The sequence below is a fragment of the Streptomyces sp. I05A-00742 genome (assembly GCF_013055795.1).
GTDB lineage: Bacteria > Actinomycetota > Actinomycetes > Streptomycetales > Streptomycetaceae > Streptomyces.
This window is the reverse complement of the sequence record NZ_JABETO010000019.1, coordinates 101,220-122,195: the sequence shown is the minus strand read 5'-3', so window position 1 is coordinate 122,195 and position 20,976 is coordinate 101,220. Positions and strand designations below refer to the sequence as shown.

16 protein-coding genes, 1 pseudogene and 1 riboswitch are annotated in these 20,976 nt (G+C 74.0%); of the genes and pseudogenes, 9 read left to right on the top strand and 8 right to left on the bottom strand.

Annotated features, from left to right (window positions below; all coding sequences use genetic code 11):
* The first annotated feature begins 1 nt into the window (after position 1).
* The 7 genes and pseudogenes from HN013_RS19485 to HN013_RS19455 all read left to right on the top strand — a co-directional run bounded on the left by HN013_RS19485 (position 2) and on the right by HN013_RS19455 (position 8,345).
* Positions 2-217: a hypothetical protein gene (locus HN013_RS19485; RefSeq protein ID WP_171167917.1), complete on the top strand. Its 216-nt coding sequence runs from the start codon at positions 2-4 to the stop codon at positions 215-217.
* Positions 218-404: 187 nt separating this feature from the next.
* Positions 405-496, top strand: a riboswitch (cobalamin riboswitch).
* A 125-nt stretch (positions 497-621) separates the two neighbouring features.
* Entirely contained in the window at positions 622-1,620 is a 999-nt protein-coding gene (locus HN013_RS19480; protein WP_171167915.1) for a cobalamin biosynthesis protein, read from the top strand.
* Positions 1,613-3,134, top strand: a pseudogene (locus tag HN013_RS19475) (cobyric acid synthase); the annotation flags it as partial. The gene HN013_RS19480 and the pseudogene HN013_RS19475, both read left to right, overlap by 8 nt.
* A 769-nt stretch (positions 3,135-3,903) precedes the next feature.
* Positions 3,904-6,003 carry a putative cobaltochelatase gene (locus HN013_RS19470; protein ID WP_171167913.1) on the top strand — a complete coding sequence of 700 codons (2,100 nt, stop codon included), beginning with the start codon at positions 3,904-3,906 and terminating at the stop codon, positions 6,001-6,003.
* Positions 6,003-6,602, top strand: a complete 600-nt coding sequence (gene cobO, locus HN013_RS19465) for a cob(I)yrinic acid a,c-diamide adenosyltransferase (RefSeq protein WP_171167911.1) — start codon at positions 6,003-6,005, stop codon at positions 6,600-6,602. Before HN013_RS19470 ends, cobO begins: the two co-directional genes overlap by 1 nt.
* Before the next feature lie 14 nt (positions 6,603-6,616).
* Positions 6,617-7,993 carry a cobyrinate a,c-diamide synthase gene (locus HN013_RS19460; RefSeq protein ID WP_171167909.1) on the top strand — a complete coding sequence of 459 codons (1,377 nt, stop codon included), beginning with the start codon at positions 6,617-6,619 and terminating at the stop codon, positions 7,991-7,993.
* Positions 7,986-8,345, top strand: a complete 360-nt coding sequence (locus HN013_RS19455; RefSeq protein WP_171167907.1) for a cobalamin biosynthesis protein — start codon at positions 7,986-7,988, stop codon at positions 8,343-8,345. Before HN013_RS19460 ends, HN013_RS19455 begins: the two co-directional genes overlap by 8 nt.
* A 72-nt stretch (positions 8,346-8,417) precedes the next feature.
* Here HN013_RS19455 and HN013_RS19450 read toward each other — a convergent pair whose 3' ends face one another.
* The 4 genes from HN013_RS19450 to HN013_RS19435 are packed head-to-tail and all read right to left on the bottom strand — an operon-like array spanning position 8,418 to position 13,301.
* Complete coding sequence (locus tag HN013_RS19450; RefSeq protein ID WP_171167905.1) at positions 8,418-9,584, bottom strand: XdhC family protein; 1,167 nt, start codon at positions 9,582-9,584, stop codon at positions 8,418-8,420.
* 30 nt (positions 9,585-9,614) lie between these two features.
* Entirely contained in the window at positions 9,615-11,801 is a 2,187-nt protein-coding gene (locus HN013_RS19445; RefSeq protein ID WP_171167903.1) for a xanthine dehydrogenase family protein molybdopterin-binding subunit, read from the bottom strand.
* Positions 11,802-11,803: 2 nt separating this feature from the next.
* Entirely contained in the window at positions 11,804-12,787 is a 984-nt protein-coding gene (locus tag HN013_RS19440) for a xanthine dehydrogenase family protein subunit M (protein WP_171167901.1), read from the bottom strand.
* Positions 12,780-13,301, bottom strand: a complete 522-nt coding sequence (locus HN013_RS19435) for a (2Fe-2S)-binding protein (protein ID WP_171167955.1) — start codon at positions 13,299-13,301, stop codon at positions 12,780-12,782. The genes HN013_RS19440 and HN013_RS19435 overlap by 8 nt, the downstream gene beginning before the upstream one ends.
* 357 nt (positions 13,302-13,658) lie before the next feature.
* Between HN013_RS19435 and cobC the strand changes: the two genes are divergently transcribed.
* A complete protein-coding gene (gene cobC / locus HN013_RS19430) occupies positions 13,659-14,741 on the top strand; it encodes an Rv2231c family pyridoxal phosphate-dependent protein CobC (RefSeq protein ID WP_171167899.1) in 1,083 nt (360 codons plus the stop codon).
* A gap of 117 nt (positions 14,742-14,858) precedes the next feature.
* Here the strand turns inward: cobC and HN013_RS19425 are convergent, their stop codons facing one another.
* From HN013_RS19425 to HN013_RS19415, 3 genes are all read right to left on the bottom strand, one after another.
* Complete coding sequence (locus HN013_RS19425) at positions 14,859-16,100, bottom strand: serine hydrolase (RefSeq protein WP_249375157.1); 1,242 nt, start codon at positions 16,098-16,100, stop codon at positions 14,859-14,861.
* Positions 16,101-16,438: 338 nt separating this feature from the next.
* On the bottom strand, positions 16,439-17,452 hold the full coding sequence (locus tag HN013_RS19420; protein ID WP_171167897.1) for an SCO1860 family LAETG-anchored protein: 1,014 nt from the start codon (positions 17,450-17,452) through the stop codon (positions 16,439-16,441).
* A gap of 227 nt (positions 17,453-17,679) precedes the next feature.
* Positions 17,680-18,573, bottom strand: coding sequence for a LysR family transcriptional regulator (locus HN013_RS19415; protein WP_171167895.1), 894 nt, complete (start codon positions 18,571-18,573; stop codon positions 17,680-17,682).
* A 163-nt stretch (positions 18,574-18,736) separates the two neighbouring features.
* Between HN013_RS19415 and HN013_RS19410 the strand changes: the two genes are divergently transcribed.
* Positions 18,737-19,432: an SDR family NAD(P)-dependent oxidoreductase gene (locus tag HN013_RS19410; protein WP_171167893.1), complete on the top strand. Its 696-nt coding sequence runs from the start codon at positions 18,737-18,739 to the stop codon at positions 19,430-19,432.
* Positions 19,433-19,514: 82 nt separating this feature from the next.
* Here HN013_RS19410 and HN013_RS19405 read toward each other — a convergent pair whose 3' ends face one another.
* Positions 19,515-20,861 carry a ricin-type beta-trefoil lectin domain protein gene (locus tag HN013_RS19405; RefSeq protein WP_171167892.1) on the bottom strand — a complete coding sequence of 449 codons (1,347 nt, stop codon included), beginning with the start codon at positions 20,859-20,861 and terminating at the stop codon, positions 19,515-19,517.
* Positions 20,862-20,976: the final 115 nt, after the last annotated feature.

The window sequence follows — 20,976 nt, the reverse complement described above, 5'->3', positions numbered from 1 at the left end:
TATGAACATCGACTGGTCAGCTCTCGGGCAGGTCTTCGGCATCAGCCTCGTGATGACCGTGGGGCTGGTGGGGGTCTTCACCCTCGGGATCGTGGGGACGTCGCCGTCGCGGGGCGGCAAGGGGGCTCCGTCCGGGGTCGTGCGGACGGGGGCGTATACGGCGTTCGCGCTGTGTGCGGCGGCTGTGGGGTACGGGATCTACTTGATCGTGGCGTGAGCCCCCGAAGCGCACCGGACGGGCTGAGATAGCCCGTCCGGCGTTTGAGGACAAGCACCGAAGGTGCTTTCACGGGGGTTGCGGGCCCTCCCGCAGAAACGGTGAAAGGGCGGGTCAGGGGCATCCCCACACGAGTTGACGCCCGCTCGCGGGCCATGGTGGACTGCCGAGGCCAAACGGCGACAGCAGAGGAAGCCGGTGCGAATCCGGCGCGGTCCCGCCACTGTCACCGGGATGACCCCGCCCAGCCGCGGCGTCGGCCCGGGAGCCAGGAGACTCTGGGTCAGCCGGTCACGTCGAACCAGGGCGCGGACCCTGAGTGAGGACACACAGCATGCGCGGCCGCCGCCGATCACCCGACGCCCCTCACCGACCCCTCCGAGGCGCGACGGCGGTCTGAGCCGATGCGTACGGGTACTTCGGGTCCCGTCGGCTTCGCGTGCGGCGCCACGCTCGGCTTCGTCGCCGACCTCGCCCTCGCCGACCCCCGCCGCGGCCACCCCGTCGCCGCCTTCGGCCGGGCCGCGCACGCCGTCGAACTCCGCCTGTGGGCCGATCACCGCGGCCGCGGCACCCTCCACACCCTGCTCTGCGCGGGCGGCGCGGCGGCCGGTGCCGCCCTGCTGGCCCGCGGCGTACGCGGCTCCCGCCGGGCCGATGTGGCGCTGACGGCCGCCGCCACCTGGGCCGTCCTGGGCGGGACGTCGCTCGGCCGCGAGGCGCGCGCCATCGGCGGGGCGCTGGCGGCCGGTGACCTGGAGGTCGCACGGGAGCGGCTGCCGCACCTGTGCGGGCGCGACCCGCAGGCGCTCGACGGGCAGCAGATCGCCCGGGCCGTGGTGGAGTCGGTCGCCGAGAACACCTCCGACGCCGTCGTCGGCGCCCTGGTCTGGGGCGCGCTCGCCGGTGTGCCGGGGCTGGTCGGCTTCCGCGCCGTCAACACCCTGGACGCCATGGTGGGCCACAAGTCGCCCCGCCACCGCCGCTTCGGCTGGGCCTCGGCCCGGCTCGACGACGTCGTCGGCTGGCCAGGCGCCCGGCTCACCGCGGCCCTCGCGGTGCTGGCGGGCCCCGACCCGCGCGGCGCCCTGCGGGTGGCCCGCCGTGACGCGTCCCGGCACCCGAGCCCCAACGCGGGCCCGGTGGAGGCCGCGTTCGCCGGCGCCCTGGGCGTCCGCCTCGGCGGCACCCTCGCCTACGCGGGACGCGTCGAACACCGTCCCGTCCTGGGCGCGGAGAACCGTCCGGTCGCGACGGCCGACATCGAGCGGGCCGTACGGCTCTCGCGCCGGGTGTCGCTGCTGGCCCTGGGGACCGCGGTCGCCGGCCGGTGGGTGGTCTCCCGGGGGCGCCGCGTGGGCAGATTCGGAGCGGGATCCATGACGAGGAGGACCGGTGGCTGAGCCGGGCGGGGGATTGCTGGTCGCGGGGACGACCTCCGACGCGGGCAAGAGCGTGGTCACGGCCGGCATCTGCCGGTGGCTGGTCCGCGAGGGCGTCAAAGTGACGCCCTTCAAGGCGCAGAACATGTCGCTGAACTCGTTCGTGACCCGGGAGGGCGCCGAAATCGGCCGCGCCCAGGCGATGCAGGCCGCCGCGGCCCGGGTCGAACCGACCGCGCTGATGAACCCGGTGCTCCTCAAACCGGGCGGCGACCGCAGCAGCCAGGTCGTCCTCATGGGGAAGCCCGTGGGTGAACTGAGCGCCCGCGGCTACCACTCCGGGCGCCAGGAGCAGCTGTTCGGCACGGTCACCGACTGCCTGGCGGAGCTGCGCCGCACCCACGACGCGGTGATCTGCGAGGGCGCCGGCAGCCCCGCCGAGATCAATCTGCGCCGGACCGACATCGTCAACATGGGCATAGCCCGCGCCGCCCGGCTGCCGGTCGTCGTGGTCGGCGACATCGACCGCGGCGGGGTGTTCGCGTCCTTCTTCGGCACGACCGCCCTCCTCTCCCCCGAGGACCAGGAGCTGATAGCCGGCTACGTCGTCAACAAGTTCCGCGGCGACGTCTCTCTGCTCGAACCCGGCCTGGAGATGCTGCGCGGCCTCACCGGCCGCCGGACGTTCGGCGTGCTGCCGTTCGCACACGGCCTCGGCATCGACGAGGAGGACGGACTGCGGGTCTCGCTCCGCGGCGCCGTCCGCGAGTCGGTCGTCGCCCCGCCGCACGGTGCGGACATCCTGCGCGTCGCCGTCTGCGCCATCCCACTGATGTCCAACTTCACGGACGTGGACGCGCTGGCCGCCGAACCCGGCGTCGTCGTCCGCTTCGTCGACCGCCCCGAGGAACTGGCCGACGCCGACCTGGCCGTCGTCCCCGGCACCCGCGGCACCGTCCGCGCCCTCACCTGGCTGCGCGAACGCGGCCTCGCCGACGCCCTCGCCCGGCGCGCCGCCGAAGGCCGCCCGGTGCTCGGCATCTGCGGCGGCTTCCAGCTCCTCGGCGAACGCATCGAGGACGAGGTCGAGTCCCGCGCCGGCGTCGTCACCGGGCTCGGACTCCTCCCGGTACGGGTCCGGTTCGCGGCGGAGAAGACCCTGGCACGGCCGGTGGGCCAAGCCCTCGGCGAGCGGGTGGAGGGGTACGAGATCCACCACGGCGTGGCCGAAGTGACGGGCGGGGACGAGGCCTTCCTCGACGGCTGCCGCGTCGGCTCGGTCTGGGGCACGCACTGGCACGGCTCCCTGGAGAGCGACAACTTCCGGCGCGCGTTCCTGCGCCGCGTCGCCCAGCAGGCGGGGCGGCGGTTCGTCCCCGCGCCGGACACGTCGTTCGCGGCCCTGCGCGAGGAGCAGCTGGACCGGCTCGGCGACCTGATCGAGGAGCACGCCGACACGGACGCGCTGCTGCGGCTGATCGAGAACGGGGTCCCGGCAGGCCTGCCGTTCATCCCGCCCGGTGCGCCCGCGGCGGAGCCGGGGGGCTGCGCCCGCGAGCCCGGTGCGGGGGCGGGGGGCTGCGCCCGCGAGCCCGGTGCGGGTGCCGGGGGTACTGTCCGCGACGCGGATACGGGGGCCGGAGGCACCACCCCTCGTTCCGATGTGGGCGCCGGGGGCACCATCCGCCAACCCGTCGCGGGAGCCGCGGGCACCATCCGCCAACCCGTTGCGGGAGCCGGAGGCCCCGCTTGTGACCCCGAAGCCGGGGCCAGGGGCACCACCCGCGACGCCAAAGCCGGAGCCAGAGGCACAGCCCGTCAGCCCGATGCGGGAGCGGAGGGCACCACCCGCCACCCCGGTGCGGGAGCCGAAGATCCCGCCCATGCCCCCGAAGCAGGGGCCGGAGGTACCACCCGCGACGCCGAAGCCGGAGCCGGGGACACAGCCCATCAGCCCCATGCGGGATCCGGAGGCACAGCCCATGCCCCCAACGCCGGGGCCAGGCGCACCACCCGCGACGCCGAAGCCGAAGCCGGAGCCGGAGACACAGCCCGTCAACCCGACACGGGAGCCGCGGACACCACACCTCACTCCGATGCGGGGGCCGGGGGCGCAGCCCGTCAGCCCGATACGAAGGCCGCAGGCACCACCCGCCACCCCGTCGCGGAAGCCGGAGGCACAGCCCATGACCCCGACGCGGGGGCCGGGGGCGCAGCCCCCGAAGAAACGGTGAAAGGGCGGGACTGGGGCACACTCCTCGTCCCGCCCCGCCCAGAGACACCCTCAGAAGGAGCGATCACCGCATGAGCACCCCGTACCCCTTCGCCGCCATCGTCGGCATGGACAGCCTGCGGCTGGCGCTGCTCCTCAACGCCGTATCACCCTCGGTGGGCGGCGTGCTCGTGCGCGGCGAGAAAGGAACGGCCAAGACGACGACCGTCCGGGCGCTCTCCACCCTGCTGCCCGAGGTCGAGACCCACACCGACTGCCGCTTCTGCTGCGACCCGGCGGCGCCGGACGCCTCCTGCCCGGACGGTCCGCACGAGGACGGCACCCGGTTCGTCCGCCCCGCGCGGATGGTCGAACTGCCGGTGGGGGCTTCGGAGGACCGCCTCGTCGGCTCGCTCGACATCGAGCGCGCCCTCTCCGACGGCGTGAAGGCGTTCGAGCCAGGCCTGCTGGCAGGTGCCCACCGGGGCGTGCTGTACGTCGACGAGGTCAACCTCCTGGGCGACCACCTGGTCGACTCCCTCCTCGACGCGGCGGCGACCGGCGCCGCCCACATCGAGCGCGAAGGCGTCTCCGTCCGCCACGCGTCCCGCTTCCTCCTCGTCGGCACCATGAACCCCGAGGAAGGCGAGCTCCGCCCCCAGCTCCTCGACCGTTTCGGCCTGACCGTCGAGGTCGCCGCCTCCCGCGAGACCGACGAGCGCGTCGAGGTGGTCCGCCGCAGGCTCGCGTACGACGAGGACCCGGCCGCGTTCACCGCCAAGTGGGCCGCCGAGGAGGACGCGCTGCGGGAGCGCATCGCCGCCGCGCGCGCCCTGCTGCCGGGCGTGCGGCTCGGCGACGGCGCGCTGCGCCGGATCGCGGCGGTGTGCGCCGGCTTCGAGGTGGACGGCATGCGGGCGGACATCGTGACCGCGCGCACCGCGACCGCGCTCGCCGCGTGGGCGGGCCGTACGGACGTCCGCACGGAGGACGTGCGGCAGGCGGCCCTGCTGGCACTCCCCCACCGCCGGAGGCGCGCACCTTTCGACGCCCCGGGTCTGGACGAGGCCAAACTCGACGAGATCCTGCGGCAGTTCGAGAACGAGGACGACGACCCGGAGCCGGAGCCCGACCCCGGTCCTGAGGGTCCGGAGGGCCCCGGGGGCCCGGAGGGTCCGCAGGGTCCGGGCGACGACGGCCCGGGTGATGGCGGCCCGGGTGACGGCGAGCCGCCCCGGGGCCAGAACCCGGACCTGCCCGCGCCGCGCGAGGAGCAGCCGGCGCCGGAGCCGGCCGCCGGGAGCGACAACTCGCCGTCGCCCCAGGAGGGTTCGGCTCCTGGACAGGCGGCCGAGGCCGCTCCCGTGGCCGCCGCCGAACCTTTCCGCACCCGGAAGTTCGACGTGCCGGGCCTCGGGGAGGGCGCGGCGGGCCGGCGGTCCCGGGCGCGTACCGCCCACGGCCGCACGACCGGTGCCCGCCGCCCGCGCGGGACGCTGACCCGCCTGCACCTGGCCGCGACGCTCCAGGCGGCCGCCCCGCACCAGCGGGCGCGCGGACGGGCCGGGCGCGGTCTCGTCGTCCGCCGGGACGATCTGCGGGAGACGGTGCGCGAGGGGCGCGAGGGCAACCTCGTCCTGTTCGTCGTGGACGCCTCCGGTTCGATGGCGGCCCGCAAGCGGATGAGCGCGGTCAAGGGTGCCGTCCTGTCGCTGCTGCTGGACGCCTACCAGCGCCGGGACAAGATCGGGATGATCACCTTCCGGGGCTCGGACGCGGATGTCGCCCTGCCGCCGACCTCGTCGGTGGACGCGGGAGCGGCCCGGCTGGAGAGGCTGCCGACGGGCGGCCGCACCCCGTTGGCCGCCGGGCTGCTCCGGGCGCACGAGGTGCTGCGCGTGGAGCGGCTGCGCGACCCGTCCCGGCGTCCGCTGCTGGTCGTGGTGACCGACGGCCGGGCGACCGGTGGTCCGGAGCCGCTGGTCCGGGCCGCCCGCGCGGCCGAACTGCTCGCCGCCGGTGGAACGGCCTCGGTTGTCGTCGACTGCGAGGCCGGACCGGTACGGCTGGGACTGGCGGGCGAGTTGGGGCGCTCGCTCCAGGCGCCGGTCGTCACCCTCGACGAACTCCGCGCAGACAATGTCACCGCGCTCGTCCACACTGTCCGCACCACTACCAGGGGAGCCGCGTAATGCCCAAGGGACAGCCGACCGTCGTTCCGGACGACGGTCTCACCACGCGTCAGCGCCGCAACCGGCCGCTCGTCTTCGTCCACACCGGCATCGGCAAGGGCAAGTCGACGGCCGCCTTCGGTCTCGCCCTGCGGGCCTGGAACCAGGGCTGGCCGATCGGGGTATTCCAGTTTGTGAAGTCCGCGAAGTGGAAGGTCGGCGAGGAGAACGCGCTGCGGGTGCTGGGCGCCTCGGGCGAGGGCGGGACCGTCGACTGGCACAAGATGGGCGAGGGGTGGAGCTGGATCCAGCGCGACTCCGAGCTGAGCAACGAGGAAAAGGCGCGCGAGGGCTGGGAGCAGGTCAAGCGCGACCTGGCGGACGAGCGCTACAAGCTGTACGTGCTGGACGAGTTCGCGTACCCGCTGCACTGGGGGTGGATCGACACGGCCGAGGTGATCTCGGTGCTGCGCGACCGTCCGGGGACGCAGCACGTGGTCGTCACCGGCCGCAACGCGCCCCAGGAACTGGTGGACTTCGCCGATCTGGTCACCGACATGTCGAAGGTCAAGCACCCGATGGACACGGGACAGAAGGGCCAGCGGGGCATCGAGTGGTGACATCCGTACCATCCATGACGTCCGTACCACCCGTGACGTCGGTTCCCCGGCTCGTCATCGCCGCGCCCGCGTCCGGCAGCGGGAAGACGACAGTGGCCACCGGCCTGATGCGGGCGTTCGCCGACGCGGGCCTCGCCGTGTCCCCGCACAAGGTCGGCCCCGACTACATCGACCCGGGCTACCACGCCCTGGCGACGGGCCGCCCCGGCCGCAACCTCGACGCGTTCCTGTGCGGGCCGGAACGGATCGCCCCGCTGTTCCTGCACGGCGCGGCCGGTGCCGATCTCGCCGTCGTCGAGGGCGTGATGGGGCTGTTCGACGGGGCGAGCGGGCAGGGCGAGCTGGCGTCGACGGCGCACGTGGCGAAGTTGCTGCGGGCGCCGGTGGTGCTTGTCGTCGACGCGTCGTCGCAGTCGCGGTCGGTGGCGGCGCTCGTGCACGGCTTCGCCTCCTGGGACCCGGAGGTGCGCGTCGCGGGCGTCATCCTCAACAAGGTCGGCTCCGACCGCCACGAGGCGCTGCTGCGCGAGGCGTTGGGCGGTTCCGGCGTTCCGGTGCTGGGCGCGCTGCGGCGGGTGGCCGACGTCGACACGCCCAGCCGCCACCTGGGCCTGGTCCCGGTCGCCGAGCGGCGCGCCGAGGCGCTGGACGCGGTGGCCGCGCAGGCGGCGCGGGTGCGGGAGGGCTGCGACCTGGAGGGGCTGCTGGCCCTGGCGCGGAGCGCGCCGCCGGTGCCGGGCCCCGCCTGGTCCGCCTCCGCCGCGGGCGAGGCCCCGGCGGGCCCCCGTCCGGTGATCGCGGTGGCCGGTGGGCCGGCGTTCACGTTCTCCTACGCCGAGCACACGGAGCTGCTGACGGCCGCAGGCGCGGACGTGGTCCCCTTCGACCCGCTGCGGGACGAGAAGCTGCCCACGGACACGGCCGGTCTGGTCATCGGCGGTGGCTTCCCGGAGATGTACACCCCCGAGCTGTCCGCCAACGAGCCGTTGCGCGAGGCCGTGGCCGCCCTCGCGGCGTCGGGGGCGCCCGTGACCGCCGAGTGCGCGGGCCTGCTGTACCTGTGCCGGTCGCTCGACGGCCGGCCGATGTGCGGGGTGCTGCCCGCCGAGGCCCGTATGTCGCCCCGGCTCACCCTGGGATACCGCGAGGCCGTCGCCCTCGCCGACAACCCACTGGCCGCCGCCGGGACCCGCGTGCGCGGCCACGAGTTCCACCGCACGGTCGTCGAGCCGGGCGCGGGCCCCGCGCCCGCCTGGGGGTTCACCCTCCCCGAACGCCGCGTCGAGGGCTTCGCCGTCGACAGCGTCCACGCCTCGTACCTGCACATCCACTGGGCCGGCGCGCCCGGCGTCGCCGAGCGCCTCGTTTCGGCGGCCCGCGCCCGTGCGTGACCTCTACGTGGGCCTGGGCGCCCGGCCCGGGGTCCCGGCCGACGAGGTGCTGGCCCTAGTCGCCCGCTGTCTGCCGGCGGGCGGCCGTCCCGTCCTCCTCTCCACCCTCGACGTCCGGGCCGCCGAACCCGGCGTCGTCGCTGCGGCCGCCCGTCTCGGCGTGCCTATCCGCTCCTACGGCTCCGCCGAACTCGATCGGGTTTCCGTGCCTCATCCTTCTGCCGCTGTCCGGGCGGCGGTCGGTACCTCTGGTGTTGCCGAGGCGGCGGCTCTGCTGGCGGCCGGGGTCGGGGCGGTGCTCCTTGTTCCGAAGGTGGCGTCGGTGCGGGTGACGTGTGCGGTGGCGGGGTGAGGGTGCCCCGGGCCCTCCCTTTCACCGTTTCTGCGGGGGCGCAGCCCCTGCCAGAAACGGTGAAAGGGCGGGTCAGGGGCTCCCCGCACGCACCGTGCGCCGCACCTCCACCGGCCGGTGAATGGGAGCGTCAGTACCAGTGAGAGGACTCCCACTCGCACCGTGCCGGTGGGCCACAATCTCGGCGGCAATGGACAAGGCAGTCTCCTCCGGAGTACGAGCACCCAGGTCAAGACCAATGGGCGACCGCAACCGCGCAAGCTCCGGCTCGGTCACCCCCGCCGCGCGCAACCGCCGAAGGCGCTCACGATGGGTGCGGTGGGAGCCCATCGCGCCCACATACGCGACGGGCAACCGCAACGCCCGTTCCAGGAGCGGCACATCGAACCGGGCGTCGTGGGTGAGGACGCACAGCACGGCGCGAGGATCGAGCCGCTGGGAGTCGAGGTAGCGATGGGGCCAGTCGACGACGACTTCGTCGGCGTCGGGAAAGCGCTCCTCCGTGGCGAAGACGGCACGGGCGTCGCACACGGTCACATGGTGGCCGAGGAAGGACCCGACGCGGACGAGCGCCGCCGCGTAGTCGATCGCGCCGAAGACGATCATGCGGGGCGGCGGGGCGGTGGTCTCCACCCACAGGGTGACCTGCTCCCCGCAGTGGAGCCCATCGGCGCCGACGTGGACGGCAGTGGTGGTGCGGCCGGCGTCGAGCAGGGCGCGGGCGGCCTCGGCGGCGGCCCGGTCCAGCGGCGGACCGCCACCGAGGGAGCCCAGGAAGCCGAGGGAGCCGAGGGAGCTGGACGGCGGACCGCCGGGCCGGACGAGCAGGCAGAGGCCGGAGGGGCCGACGGGGCCGTCGAGGGCGCGGACGAGCGCGACCGCCTCACCGCGCGCCGCGGCCATGAGGGCGACCGCGGCGGGAGTGCCGGCCCGGACGGGGGTGACGAGGACGTCGAGCGTGCCGCCGCAGGTGAGGCCGACGGCGAATGGGTCGTCCTCGTCGCCTCCGAAGTGTTCGAGCAGGGACTCGCCGGTGGCCAGCGCCCGGCGGCACAGCTCGTACACCGCGGCCTCGACGCAGCCGCCGGAGACGGAGCCGGTCGCCGTGCCGTCGGCGGCGACGGCGAGGGCGGCGCCGGGCTGCCGGGGCGCGCTCCCCCGGGTGGCCACCACGGTGGCCACGGCGAAGTCGCGCCCCTGCGCGCACCACCGGCTCAGCTCGGGTGCGAGGTCCAGCACGGTGCCTCCAGTCGGGGTGCGCGCGGTGGGCTACAGGACGTCTTCCAGGGTGATGGGCAGCTTGCGGACGCGGACGCCGGTGGCGTGGAACACCGCGTTCGCGATGGCGGCAGGGGTGCCGGAGATGCCGAGTTCCCCGCAGCCCTTGGTGCCGTTGGGGGTGGTGGGGTCGGGGCCGCCGACGAAGTGCACGTCGAGGTGCGGGATGTCGGCGTTGACGGCGACGAGGTAGTCGCCGAGGGTGCCGTTGGCGATGCGCCCGGTGTGCGGCTCGGTCACGGTGTCCTCCAGCAGGGCCATGCCGATGCCGCCGACGGTGCCGCCGACGAGCTGGCTGCGGGCGGTCTTCTCGTTCAGGACGCGCCCGCAGTGCGCGGCGGTCACCAGGCGGGCCACCCGGATCACCCCGAGGTCCGGATCGACGTGCACTTCCGCGAACTTGGCGGCGTAGGGGCCAGTGGGCACGACGGCACCATCCTGGCCGGGCGCCTCGGCCGCTCCGTCGGCGGCCAGCTCGTCCCGCCCGTGCCGGGCGAGGATCTCCTCGTAGCGCTCGCCCCGGCCGTCGTCGACGCGCACGATGCGGCCGTCCTCGACGCGGACACCGTCCAACTCCGCGTCGCGCAGGGGGGATCGCGGGTCGTCACGGACCAGGTCGAGGAAGGAGCGGATCAGGTGCCGGGAGGCGCTGTGGACCGCGGTGCCCATGGCGCCGGTGAGTCCGGAGCCGCCGGCCGAGGTGGCCTCGGGGAGGGAGCTGTCGCCCATGACCATGCGCACTCTCGGGAGCGGCAGCCCCAGCAACTCCGCGGCCAGTTGGGTCATCACGGTGTAGGTGCCCGTGCCCAGGTCCATGCCCGCGCTCTCCACCACCGCGCCGCCGTCCCGCGCGACGGTGATCCGGGCCTTGCAGGACGACTGGTAGAAGAAGAACGACGTCCCGGCCATGCCGTAGCCCACCAGGGTCCGGCCCCGGCGCATGGAGCGCGGCTCGGGGTCGCGGCGTGACCAGCCGAACTCCGCGGCGCCGACGCGGTAGCACTCGCGCAGGTCGTTGCTCGACCACTGCTGTCCGGTCACCGGGTGCTCGTCGGCGTAGTTGCGCTGTCGCAGGTCGAGGGGGTCCATGCCCAGTTCGTGGGCGAGTTCGTCCAGGGCGCACTCCAGCGCGAAGTTGCCCTGGGCGTCGCCGGGTGCGCGCATCGAGCCGGGTGCGGGAACGTTGACGCGGACCTGGATGTCCCGGGCGGAGATATTGGGGCTGGCGTAGGCCGACTGCGCGGGCTGGGAGACGGGTTCGTAGTTGATGTCGGCGATCGAGAGGGTCTGCCACGCCCGGTGGTCCACGGCGGTGATCCGGCCGTCGCGGGTGGCACCGAGCCCCACGGTCTGCCTGGTGTCGGGGCGGTGGCCGACCGACGTGAACATCTGCTTGCGGGTCAGCACCAGCTTCACCGGCCGTCCCACCTGACGCGAGGCGACCGCGGCGAGGACCGTGTGCCCCCAGGTGCGCAGCCCCGCGCCGAAGCCGCCGCCGAGGTAGGGGGCCAGGACCCGGACGGTGTCCGGCGGTGTGCCGAGGGTCGCCGCGAGGTCGGCCCGGGTGCGGGAGGGGCCCTGGGTGCAGTCGTGGACGGTCAGCCGGTCGCCGTCCCAGGAGGCGACCGTCGCGAACGGGCCCATGGGATGGTTGGTGTTCGCCGCCGTGCGGTAGGTCTGCTCGACGCGCACGGGTGCGGTCTCCAGGGCCTTGGCGACGTCGCCCGTGCTGCCGTCGGTCCCGAACGGGTCGTGGAGGTGCTCGGCGTCGGGGTGGTCGATGTCCACCACGGGGGTGTCGGGCGCGTAGACGGCCCTCACCAGCCGGGCGGCCTCGGTCGCCTGCTCGAAGGTCTCGGCCACCACCACCGCGATCGTCTGGCCGTGGTGGAGGATCCGGTCGCCCTGCAACGGGGGCGGCGGCAGCGAGGCCGCCCGGTCGGGCACCTCGTGCAGCGCGGGGGCGTTCTCGTGGGTGATCACCGCGAGCACGCCGGGGGCGGCCTTCGCGGCCGTGGTGTCGAGGGAGGTGATCCGCCCGGCGGCGACGGTGCTCTGCACCAGGACGCCGTGGACGAGGTCGGGGCAGGTGTGGTCCGTGGGGTAGGTGGCGCGGCCGCTCACCTTGACCCGCGCGTCGACGCGGTCGATCCCCTCACCGAGCTCGGGTCGGGCCATGGTCAGGACTCCTCCGCCAGGGTGCTCAGCATCCGTACGACCGCTCTCCTGCCGAGCTCGATCTTGAATCCGTTGCCGGACCGGGCCACCGCCCCGCTCAGGGCCGCCTCCGCGGCCGCCGCGAAGGTGTCGGGGCCGGGCGGCGCGTCCCGCAGCAGTTCCTCGGCCCGGGGCACGCGCCAGGGGACGGTGCCCACGCCGCCCAGGGCGAGCCGGGCCGTGCGGATCCGCCCGCCGTCGATCACGAGGACGGCCGCGACGGAGGCGAGCGCGAACTCGTAGCTGGCGCGGTCGCGGACCTTCAGGTATCCGGAGCGGGCCCCGCGGGGCAGCAGCGGGATCTCCAGATGGGTGATCAGTTCTCCGTGCGCGAGGACGTTCTCGACGTGCGGGGTGGAGCCCGGAACCCGGTAGAACTCCGTCAGCGGCACCACGCGCTCGCCGTCCCGTCCCCGGACGCGGACCGTGGTGTCCAGGGCGGTGAGGGCCACGGCCACGTCCGAGGCGTGGGTGGCGATGCACTGCGGGCTGGTGCCCAGGACCGCGTGCATCCGGTGGTAGCCGTCCAGCGCGTCGCATCCGGTGCCCGGCTCGCGCTTGTTGCAGGCCACGGAGGGGTCGCGGAAGTAGCGGCAGCGCGTGCGCTGGAGGAGGTTGCCGCCCAGGGTGGCCATGTGCCGCAGCTGTGGCGAGGCGCCCTTCAGCAGCGCCTCCCGCACCAGCGGCAGCCGGTCCCTGACGGCCTCGTGCGCGGCGAGCTCCTCCATGGTGGTCAGCGCTCCGACGACGAGGGTGTCGTCGTCGGCCCGGATGTCGCGCAGGGGCAGCCGGGTGATGTCCACCAGCCGTGCGGGCCGGAACACCTCGTCCTTCATCAGGTCCACCTGCGTGGTGCCCCCGGCGAGGTAGGCGGCGTCCGGGTCCGCCGTGACCTCGGTGACCGCCTGGTCGACGGTGGTGGCCCGGACGTACGCGAAGCTACGCACGGTCGCCTCCGGCCGCCACGTCGCGGATCGCCGCCACGATGTTCGGATAGGCGCCGCAGCGGCACAGGTTGCCGCTCATGAACTCGCGGATGTCGTCGTCGGAGCCCGCCCGGCCCTCCTCGATCAGGGCGACGGCCGACATGATCTGCCCGGAGGTGCAGTAGCCGCACTGCAGGCCGTCGTGGCGGGCGAACGCGTCCTGCATCGGGTGCGGCGTGCCGTCCCGCTCCAGCCCCTCAATCGTCCGGACCTCGCGGCCGTCGGCGCTCGCGGCGAGGGTCAGGCAGGACAGCACCCGCCTGCCGTCGAGGTGCACCGTGCAGGCCCCGCACTGTCCCTGGTCGCAGCCCTTCTTCGTGCCGGTGAGCCCCAGCCCGTCCCGGAGGGCGTCCAGCAGGGTGGTCCGGGTGTCCACCTCGATCCGCCGCTCGGTGCCGTTCACCCGGAGGGAAACCGGCACCCGGACGACCGGCCCGGGCGGGGACACCCGCGCCGGGGGAGCAGATCCATCCATGGCCACCGCCAACCTCCATGCTGACCATATAGGTACATAAGCTGACATTTACCACGAGCCGGGTGCGATCCTACGTGCGGCTGCCGGGCAGACGGCGCAGACACGTCGGCCCCGACGGATCCGGTCGCCCGGCGCCGCTCCGGCCGGACGGGCGCCGGGTGGGCGCGGCCGGTCCCGTCCGGCCGGCGGCACTGCCCGCCGCCTGCCCGCCGCCGTCCCCGACGCGGGGGCCGGAACCCGGCGGCTGCCGGAGCGCGGAGAAGGGGAGGGACCGCGACATCCCCCGCGCCGGACCCGGTAACGTCTCACCCACGGAAGCACCGCACAGCGAGGCACAGCGAGAAGGTATCCCCGGTCATGCACATATCCCCCGACCCCGACCTGCGTCACCACGGGGACGCCGAAGTGCGCGGTACGGGAGAGGAGTTGACCGACCTCGCGGTCAACGTCCGTACGGGCACTCCCCCTCAGTGGCTGCGCGACCGCATCGCCTCCTCCCTCGACACCCTCGCCGCCTATCCGGACGGCCGGGCCGCCCGCCGGGCGGTCGCGGCCCGGCACGGCCTCCCGGAGGAGCGGGTGCTCCTGACGGCCGGGGCGGCCGAGGCGTTCGTCCTGATCGCCCGGGCCCTTGGGGTGCGCCGCCCGGTGGTGGTGCATCCTCAGTTCACCGAGCCGGAGGCGGCCCTGCGGGACGCGGGCCACTCCGTGGAGCGGGTGGTGCTCGACGCGGCCGACGGGTTCCGGCTGGATCCGCGTGCGGTCCCGGGCGACGCGGACCTGGTCGTCGTCGGCAACCCGACCAATCCCACCTCCGTCCTGCACCCGGCGACCGCCCTGGCCCGGCTCGCCCGGCCCGGACGGACGCTGGTGGTGGACGAGGCGTTCATGGACGCGGTCCCCGGCGAGGGCGAGTCCCTGGCCTCCCGCACCGATCTGCCCGGCCTGATCGTCCTCCGCAGCCTCACCAAGACCTGGGGTCTGGCGGGTCTGCGGATCGGCTACGTCCTGGCGTCCCCCGGGACCGTCGCCCGGCTGGAGCGGGCGCAGCCGCTGTGGCCGGTGTCCTCGCCCGCCCTGGTGGCGGCCGAGGCGTGCAGCGCGGCCCCGGCGCTCGCCGAGGCGAACCGGGCGGCGCACCGCATCGCCTCGGACCGGGCCCATCTCGCCTACCGGCTGGCCGAGTTCGACGAGGTCACGGTCTTCTCCCCGGCGTCCGGCCCGTTCCTCCTGATCCGCACCCCCGGCGCCACCGCGGTGCGGACGCGGCTGCGCGGGCTCGGCTTCGCGGTCCGCCGGGGCGACACGTTCCCCGGCCTGGGTCCTGACTACCTCCGGCTGGCGGTCCGGAACCGGGCGACCACCGACCGCTTCGCGGAGGCGCTGAAGGAAACCCTGAAGGAATCCCTGCCCGAGGGCGGGACCCTGCTCCGGAAGTGACCGCGGGCACGGCCGCCCCCCTCAGCGGCCCCGCGGCCACCCCCTCGACCGGCCCCTCCGCCGTCCCGTCGGCCGGCCTCCGTCAGCCGCGCTCCCACCCTCGCCCCTCGCGTCTCCCTAGGGCTTGGCCGCGCCCACGAAGGCGGCCCCTGTCGTCCGCAGCACGTAGGGCAGCTCACTCTTCCCCGGCCGCCCGGACCAGCCGAAGGAGTAGGTGAGGCGCCTGCTCCGGTCGCGGGTGGCGAAGAGCCCGTTGACGTAGCCGGGCCGGGACCCGGTCTTGCCCCATATCTCCAGGCCGTCCGGGGTGCCGTCGGGCAGGACGGCCCGCATCAGGCCGCCCTTGCTGTAGCAGGCCGGGCCGGGCCGTCCCTGGGCGTCCGGGCAGTGGTTGGCGTCCGCGTTGACGACGTCCCGGCCGGGGAGCCGGAAGAGCAACTCCTGCTGGGCGGGCCGGAGGAGGCGCCCGGCCAGGAGGGCGTCGAGGAACCGGTCGAGGTCGGCCGCCGTGGAGACCATCCCGCCCTCCGCCCACGGGGAGGGGCTCTGCTCGGTGACGTCCTCCAGCACCGTGCGGGGCACGCCGGAGGAGTCCTTCTCGGTGACCTGGAGATAGCCATGGGTGTGCCGCCCCGCCAACGAAGTGTCGTCGGCGGCCGGCAGGTACGTGCGGCCAAGGCCGAGCGGCCGGACGATGCGGGCGCGGATCTCGTGGGCGAGGCTCCTGCCCGTCACCCGCTCGACCAGCAGGCCGGCGACGTAGGAGTTGACACCGTTGTACTGCTGTCGTCGGCCCGGATCGGACAGCCGCTGTCCCTTCATCGACAGGCGGACGATCTCCTCGGGCGCCCAGTGGTCGCGGCGGTGGCCGGCGTACCACTCGTTCGAACCATCGCCGGTGAGGACGGCCGAGGGGGGTGCGGGGAAGCCGCTGGTGTGGTCGAGCAGCATGCCGACCGTCACCCCGTCGTAGGTGTCCGGCACCAGGTCGGGGAGGTAGTGCCGAACCGGCGACACGAGGTCGACCTGCCGCTCCCCCGCGAGCTGCAGCACGACCGTGCCGGTGAACAGCTTGCTGATGCCGCCGATCCGGAACGCGGCGTCGGCGCGCACCCGTTCACCGGTGGCCCGGTCCGCGACGCCCGTCGTGCCCCACCAGTGCCCGTCCGCCCCCGCCACCCGCACCAGCGCGCCCGTCACGTCGTCCTCCGGCAGGCCCTCCAGCGATTCCCGCAGCGCCTGCCGGTCCAGCGGTGACGCCGCACTCGCCTGCGCGGCGCCGCCCATGCCGACCACCGTCACCATCGCCGCCGCGACCGCGGTCCAGGCCCCGCGGCGCTTCCCCGTCTTCGTTTCCATGACAGAGAGTCTTCCGCCGGGTGGGGCCTGGTCCCATCCGGGACGTCCCCCAGACCGCCCTGAAACCCTCTCAGGGTTGTCCCGGATCCACGCTCCCGAGAGCGCGACGGCGGAGGGGCGCCTTCCAGACGGAGGTGCGCCCCTGGGTCCAGGGGAGGGGCGTCTCCCCTGAACCCGGAGGAGGGGGCGCCCCCAGGCCCCGGACGGAGGGGACGCTCCCAGGCCCCGGACGGAGGAGCCCCCCCAAGGTCCAGGCAACGGAGGAGCACCCCGAGGTCCAAGCGCCGAAGGAGCGCCCCCGAAGCCCGAGGGCGGAGGAGCACCCCCGCCCTCACCCGTCAGTCGCGGCCGCGAGCCGCCGCCGTCCGCCGGCGTGCGGCGACGAGCGCACCGCCGCCCCCGACGACCAACAGCCCGGCGGCGCCGGCGATCCAGGGCGTCGCGGAGGAGCCGCCGGTCTCGGCGAGGTCCCGCTTCTCGGCGACTGTCTGGGCTTTGACGCCGGTGCCGGAGGCGTTCGTGCGCGAGGCGTCCTTGGGGGGCTTGCCGGGGGTCTCCTTCGCGGGGGCCGGCGCGTCCTTAGCAGGCTTGCCGCCGCCCGACGGTGTCTCGCAGCCGGCCCGGACGAGGGTGACGCGGCCGTGCACCTCGGCGACGTTCAGCTTCAACGGGTTGACGTCCACGGCCAGTTCGAGGGCGGTGGCGGCCCCGGTGCGGGAAGTGGTCACGGTCTTCGACAGGTCGAGCCGGACCCGGCCGACGCCCGGCACGTCGACGTCGGTCGTGCCGCCGGTGCGCAGGGTGACCTTCTTGCCGAGCACCGAGACGCTGCCCAGCAGGTTGGCGGTGGCGGTCGGCCGCTGACCCACCCGGCAGACCGCCTCCGACGTGACCTGCTGGACCTCGATCAGCGAGAGCAGCGGCAGGCCGGGGACGTGCACCTTGGCGTGGAGGAGGTTGGCGTACCCCCTGGCCGCGCGGTCGTCGGCGGTGGCGCGGGCCGTGGCCGCGTCGGCGCGCAGGATCTCCACGGGCCTGCCCTGCTCGGCGCCGCCCACCCGCACGGAGAGCGCGGTCTTCGCGGCGCTCCGCGGGGCGTGCACGTCGTTGAGCGCGGCGTTGACCGGCACCCGGACGGTCTTGTCGAGCAGCGAGACGTCGAGCCCGGCGCGCAGGACGACGGCGTCGGCCTTGCCCGGGTGGTGGTCGCCGGTGGCGTGGGCGGGCGCGGTGCCCCCGGCCAGGGCGGCGAGGGCGATCAACGCGCCGCCGGTGCCCCGCGAGGCCGCGGACAGACGGGCCGCCCGGCGGGAAACGGGCATGCCGAAGGAAGAGCTGGTGGTGCTGGACACGGGTGTGGAACTCCCCACGAGAGAAAGGAGCCGACGGCGCGCCAATGGGGGACATCGCGCGCCGTCGGCATCGACCACGTCATGGTCGTTCCCGGACGGGTGAACGGGGAGTGTTCTTGAGGCACTTCACCCCAAAGGGTGGTTTCCGCCTGTCAGTTCGAAGCAGATGAAACAGGAGCGCACTCCCGCCCGGCGGGACACAGCACCCGAAGCAACCGCCCCGCCGCTCACCCCTCAGCCGCGCGCGGACCGGTCACCGCCGGTCCCGGCTCCGCCTCCGCCCTCGTCCACGTCCCCGTCCTCACGTCGCCGGAGTACCGGCGCAGAGTGGCGGTGGCGATGTCCAGGAAGTCCCCTACGGGTCCTGAGCAGTTGTTCTCCGGGACCGCCAGGCAGGTCTCGACGGGCAGGGCGTCGGTGACGGACAGGTAGACGAGGTCGGGGCGGGAGTACGAGCCCGCGATGCTGAGGGGGACGAGCGCGATGCCCTGCCCGGAGGCGATGAGCTCGAACTTCTCCTCCAGTGAGGACGTCCGCCGCGTCCTGGCGTCGAGGATCGGCTCACCGTCGAGATCGGCCGACGTGAGGGTGTGACGGCCGGCCAGCGGATGCGTCACGGGCATGCACGCGACCTTGGTCTCCTGGCCGATGGGGACGGTGCGCAGCCCCGCGTCGTCGAAAGGGCGCCGGAGGAACCCGACGTGCGCGCGGCCGTCGCGGAGCGGCGCGTCCTGCTCCCACCAGCGCAGCGGGAAGACGTCGATCCCGACCTCCGGGTGGCTCGCCGCGAACGCCCGGATCGCGTCCGACACGTGCAGGCCGGGCGAGAAGGCGACGACGAGCCGCTGCTCGCCCCGCGCGGCCTCGTGCACGCGCCGCAGCGCCGCGTCCACCACCGTGGTGATCCTTCGCGCCTCGTCGTGCAACTGCCGCCCCGCCGGGGTCAGCTCGACGCTGCGCGTGGTCCGCGTGAACAGCGGGCACCCCAGCTCCTGCTCGAACGCGCGGATCTGCCGGCTGAGGACCGGCTGCGCGATGAACAGCGCCTGTGCCGCCCGGCCGAAGTGCCGGTGCTCGGCCACCGCGACGAAATAGCGGAGCTTTCGCAGATCCAGATCCATGCCCCAACGGTATCGATATGGGCGGAAGAGTATTGGACGCCTGATCGAACCGCTCGGAGACTTGAGTCCCGCCGGAAACCACTCCGGCCCCGGCGCCGGCGAACGACCGACGGCTGCCGCGAACAACGCCTCACGGCAGCCCCGACCCACGAACAGGAATCACATGACCGACACCCGCAGGACCGCCCTCGTCGTCGGCGCCTCCCGGACCCTGGGCCTCGCGCTCGCCGCCGAGTACCTGCGCCGCGGCTGGGACGTCATCGGCACGGTCCGCGGCAGCCGGCGCACCGGCCTCCACGAACTGGCCGAGACGTCCGGAGGGCGGCTGACCGTCGAGTCGCTGGAGATGACCGATCCGGAGCAGATCCTGGCGCTGCGCGACCGACTGGAGCGGCGCACCCTCGACCTGCTCTTCGTCAACGCCGCCATCGCGCGCGGCGACATCCCGATCGGCGAGGTCCCGACGGACATGTTCACCGATGTCATGGTCACCAACGCACTCGGCCCGATGCGCGTCGTGGAGGTCTTCCGCCCGCTGGTCGCCCCGGCCGGGACCATCGGTGTCATGTCCTCCGACCAGGGGAGCATCGCGCTGAACACCGACGGCGGGCAGGACGTGTACCGGGCCAGCAAGTCCGCGCTGAACCAGCTGATGCGCTGCCACGCCGCCCGTCACGCCGAGGACACGCGGACGCTGCTGCTCATGGACCCGGGGTGGGTGCGCACCGAACTCGGTGGCCCCGAGGCGGACCTCAGCGTGGAGGAGAGCATTCCCGGAGTGGCGGAGACGATCGAGGGCCACCGGGGGAAGTCCGGCCTCCACTTCGTCGACTACCAGGGCCAGGTCGTGCCCTGGTAGCCCCAAGCGGCGTTCCGGCCCGGGGCATCACCGTGCCGGGCACCCGACGGTGGTGAACTGCCCTGAGCCGGAAAGGCGTCCGCTACTTCGGAACGTTCCAGAGCTGGCGCTTGTAGGTGTTGGCGGTGTGCAGCTGGATCTTCGTGCCGTTGGCGGTGCTGCCGCCGGTCACGTCGAGGACCTTGCCCGACGCGACGTGCACGATCTGCCCCTTCGCGTTGACCGACCAGCGCTGCGCGGCACCGCCGTTGCAGTCGAAGAGCGAGATCCTGTTGCCGTCGGTGGCGGCGTTGCGCGCGTTGTCCAGGCACTTGCCCAGCGCGCGGAACGTGCCGTCCTTCGCCCGGATCCAGGACTGCCCGGCGGAGCCGTTGCACGTGTAGAGCTGGATCTGGGTGCCGTTGGCCGGTTTACCGCCCTTGACGTCGAGGCACTTGCCGCCGAGGCCCGTCACCTTGCCCTGGGGCGGGACCGCCACACCGGCGCCGGCGGCGAGGTGGCGCAGGCCCTGTACGTCGAACTGCTGGACGTACGTGCCCGCGCGCTTGTCGTGGTAGCCGCTGTTCGTCTCCGTGCACATCACCGGCTTCTGGCCGGAGTCCTTGCCCGTGACGCAGTCGCCGCGCTTCGCGCTGCGGTCCGCGTGGGTCAGGCCCATGGTGTGGCCGAGCTCGTGGCTGATGTGGTTCCGCAGGAACGTCTCGCCCCAGGAAGGCGAGGGCTTGCCGTCCTTGGTGAAGAACGAGCTGTCGATGTAGGCGTGTCCGCTGGTCACGGTGCTCGGGATCGACGAGGAGATGAAACCGCAGCTGAGGTTGGCGGTGCCCGAGCCGTCGCGGACGACCTTCCAGCCGGTCTGGCCGTTGTCCGCCGGCGGCACGCACGGGCGCTTGAGCACACCGATGACGATCTCGCCCCTGGGCCGGTTGTAGTTCCAGCCCACGGGGGTGGTGTTGACGGAGACGGGCAGGTTGGTGACGCGCTTGAGGTCGGCGGCGGACGCCTTCACATAGCGGCCCAGCCAGTTCACGGACTGCTGGTCGTAGAACTTGATCGTGTAACCCGTCGCCAGGGACTTGGTCACACCGTTGGCCAGTTTCCACCCCTCGCCCTGGGGCGGACCGGCCACCGCCGCCCTCGTGTGCGCGGGCGGCGCGCCCAGCGACATGACTCCGTTGTGAAAGACCGTTCCATCCGTCGCGGAGACGCCGGAGTCCGCGTGGCCGGACGGGTCGCCCGCCCGGCCGGCGGCCGCCGGGCCCGCGCTCGTCGGCGCCTTGGCGGTCTCCGGCCCGGAGAGCGTCTTGGCGGTCTCCGGGACGGAGCCCTCGATACCGAACGCACTGGGTGAGACGGCCGCCGTCATCCCGATCGCCGCCACGGCACCCGCGGTGGCGACGGCTATTCGGCGCTTGCCGGTAAGTCGCATGTCCTGATCGGCCTTTCCCCGTTGCTTCACTGACCGCCCCGGGCGTTCACCTTCCGGTCGCCGGGGGCGGTGTGATCCTAGGCCGTCGGTCGGACAATCGATCACGCCGGGATGC

Coding starts and splice junctions, on each gene's coding strand:
- HN013_RS19405 (WP_171167892.1), bottom strand. CDS start 20,861: ATGCGACTTACCGGCAAGCGCCGAATAGCCGTCGCCACCGCGGGTGCC.
- HN013_RS19425 (WP_249375157.1), bottom strand. CDS start 16,100: ATGGAAACGAAGACGGGGAAGCGCCGCGGGGCCTGGACCGCGGTCGCG.
- HN013_RS19480 (WP_171167915.1), top strand. CDS start 622: ATGCGTACGGGTACTTCGGGTCCCGTCGGCTTCGCGTGCGGCGCCACG.
- HN013_RS19445 (WP_171167903.1), bottom strand. CDS start 11,801: ATGGCCCGACCCGAGCTCGGTGAGGGGATCGACCGCGTCGACGCGCGG.
- HN013_RS19435 (WP_171167955.1), bottom strand. CDS start 13,301: ATGGATGGATCTGCTCCCCCGGCGCGGGTGTCCCCGCCCGGGCCGGTC.
- HN013_RS19485 (WP_171167917.1), top strand. CDS start 2: ATGAACATCGACTGGTCAGCTCTCGGGCAGGTCTTCGGCATCAGCCTC.
- cobO (WP_171167911.1), top strand. CDS start 6,003: ATGCCCAAGGGACAGCCGACCGTCGTTCCGGACGACGGTCTCACCACG.
- HN013_RS19460 (WP_171167909.1), top strand. CDS start 6,617: ATGACGTCCGTACCACCCGTGACGTCGGTTCCCCGGCTCGTCATCGCC.
- HN013_RS19410 (WP_171167893.1), top strand. CDS start 18,737: ATGACCGACACCCGCAGGACCGCCCTCGTCGTCGGCGCCTCCCGGACC.
- cobC (WP_171167899.1), top strand. CDS start 13,659: ATGCACATATCCCCCGACCCCGACCTGCGTCACCACGGGGACGCCGAA.
- HN013_RS19470 (WP_171167913.1), top strand. CDS start 3,904: ATGAGCACCCCGTACCCCTTCGCCGCCATCGTCGGCATGGACAGCCTG.
- HN013_RS19415 (WP_171167895.1), bottom strand. CDS start 18,573: ATGGATCTGGATCTGCGAAAGCTCCGCTATTTCGTCGCGGTGGCCGAG.